Below are 1,278 nucleotides of genomic sequence, written 5' to 3'. Positions count from 1 at the left end.
TTCGGGGGCGGTTTCGAGGATGACGTGGGCATTCGTGCCGGAGATCCCGAACGACGACACCCCCACCCGCCATGGACGACCCGTATCCGGCCACGCCCGCGACTCGGTCAACAACTCCACCGCACCCGCAGACCAATCCACATGCGGCGACGGCGAATCCACATGCAACGTCCGCGGCAACACCCCGTGCCGCATCGCCTCCACCATCTTGATCACACCAGCAGCACCCGCCGCCGCCTGCGTATGACCAATATTCGACTTCACCGACCCCAACCACAACGGACGACCCGCAGGACGGTCCTGACCATAGGTCGCGATAATCGCCTGCGCCTCAATCGGATCACCCAACGTCGTCCCCGTGCCATGCGCCTCCACCACATCAACCTCGCCAGGCGACAACCTCGCACTAGCCAAAGCCTGACGAATAACCCGCTGCTGCGACGGCCCATTCGGTGCGGTCAGACCATTACTCGCCCCGTCCTGATTCACCGCCGAACCACGCACCACCGCCAACACAGGATGACCATTACGGCGAGCGTCAGACAACCGCTCCACCAACAGCACACCCACACCCTCACCCCAGCCCGTCCCATCCGCAGCCGCGGCGAACGGCTTACAACGCCCATCCGGCGACAACCCCCGCTGCCGGCTGAACTCCACAAACGCCTTCGGGCTCGACATCACCGACACCCCACCAGCAAGAGCCAACGTGCACTCACCCGCCCGCAACGCCTGCGCCGCCAAATGCAACGCCACCAACGACGACGAACACGCCGTATCCACCGTCACCGCCGGGCCCTCCAACCCAAACGTGTACGACAACCGCCCCGAAATCACACTCGCCGCACTACCCGTAACCGCGAAACCCTCCACGCTCTCCCCAGGCGCCGTATGCCGCCCATACTCCGACCCCATCGCCCCGATAAACACCCCCGTCGCGCTCCCCCGCAACGACAACGGATCCACACCCGCCCGCTCGAACACCTCCCACGACGTCTCCAACAACAACCGCTGCTGCGGATCCATCGCCAAAGCCTCACGCGGAGAAACCCCAAACAAACCCGCGTCGAACCCACCCGCATCATCAACAAACCCACCATGACGCGTATACGACTTCCCCGACGCATCAGGATCAGGGTCATACAACCCCTCCAGATCCCAACCCCGATCCCCCGGAAACTCCGAAATCCCATCCCCACCCGTCACCACCAACCGCCACAAATCCTCAGCCGACCGCACACCACCCGGAAAACGACACCCCACACCCACAATCGCAAT

The 1,278-nt window shown here is 63.8% G+C and carries 1 protein-coding gene; it reads right to left on the bottom strand.

Going from position 1 to position 1,278, the window contains the following annotated elements; translation table 11 throughout:
* Nucleotides 1-1,278: polyketide synthase (locus tag AB0A90_RS34740; protein ID WP_357256213.1), on the bottom strand; the 1,278-nt coding region annotated here is incomplete at both ends.

This window comes from Micromonospora sp. NPDC049204, from assembly GCF_040647935.1.
GTDB lineage: Bacteria > Actinomycetota > Actinomycetes > Mycobacteriales > Micromonosporaceae > Micromonospora.
This window is presented reverse-complemented; position numbering and strand designations above follow the sequence as displayed.